Source organism: Oleiphilus sp. HI0132, from assembly GCF_001635845.1.
The window spans coordinates 1-1,147 of the sequence record NZ_LWGJ01001865.1; the positions used below are offsets into that span (position 1 = coordinate 1).

Sequence of the window (1,147 nt, forward strand, 5' to 3'; positions counted from 1 at the left end):
CATCAAATATTTCGGTAATCAGCGCTTTTGCTTGTTCGCTCATAATTCATCTAAACCCAATTTGGCTAGTTGCACCCAAAAAACAAAAGCATACCAAGACTATCCATTTGTTCAGTGTAACCAAAGCATAGCGACTTTCCTATTATTTGCATACTGACGTGAACTTGAAGACATTTCTACTATACTTCTTTAATGCCATCGCACCACGTCACCATATTTCGGAAGTTTGAATGACGTCTCCCAAAAAACTGACTATTGGGCTATTTTTTCTCTGCACTCTACCTTTTTTACCTAATATGCTAGGAATTGACTTTGGCGCTGCGCCGACAAAAGTCGATATAGTGACAACACAAAGCTCGATGCTGGAAGCGCTGCAGGGAGCTATCCTACATACCATTCTCGAATGGAGCGCAATTTCTATTGCCTGTATCGGCGCTATCTTTGCGTTTGTTCATTACTACTATCATCGTAATATTACACTCCCTATCATGGGGCTTGCATTGCTCTCGGCAGCATCGATCGACATTTTTCATACCTTGGCATCAGCAAGAGTGATCGATGCTCAAGCCCAGAACACTGATTTTATTCCTTTTACCTGGGCGCTTTCCCGCCTTTTCAATGCTTCAATCATGACCTTGGGGCGGCACTAAGCTTATGGGCTTTGTATCACAGCAATAACCCCCCCTGTACAAGCATCTAAAGCTACTTCCTTTAGCGATAGTTTTTTTGTTGGTTCGGCCTTCGTAAGTGTTTATCTAGCCTCGGTGAGCGAAAACCTACCGCAAACCACTTTCCCTGGCGAATTGATAAGCCGCCCCTATGACATCCTTCCACTAGCGACATACTTATTAGCCGCCACATTGTTCTGGACCTGGTTTCAGAAAGAACGCGACCCCGTCAGCCTGGCGTTTTTATTAAGCTGCATTCCAGAGTGCCTAACCCAACTGCATGTGGCATTCGGCTCTACGCAACTTTTCGATAACCATTTCAATATCGCTCATATACTGAAAATTGTTGCTTACCTTTCTATGCTAGCAGGCATAACTCGCAGCCTAATTTTCAACACCGCCACCTCATCAACAGATAGCGGCCCCCGCGAAACACCCCCTCTTACACATCAACATATCAGAACTTCAAAAACTGAACG

General features: G+C 44.4%; 2 protein-coding genes. Both read left to right on the top strand.

The genetic code is table 11. The annotated features are described in order from the left end of the window. Window positions 1–230 precede the first annotated feature (230 nt). The gene (locus tag A3766_RS28160; protein WP_068643129.1) at window positions 231–650 is read left to right on the top strand and encodes an MASE3 domain-containing protein; all 420 of its coding nucleotides are present in this window, start codon (window positions 231–233) and stop codon (window positions 648–650) included. Window positions 651–764: 114 nt separating this feature from the next. Further along, window positions 765–1,147 (top strand): hypothetical protein (locus tag A3766_RS32375; RefSeq protein ID WP_231883026.1); only part of this gene is annotated, 383 nt, incomplete at its 3' end.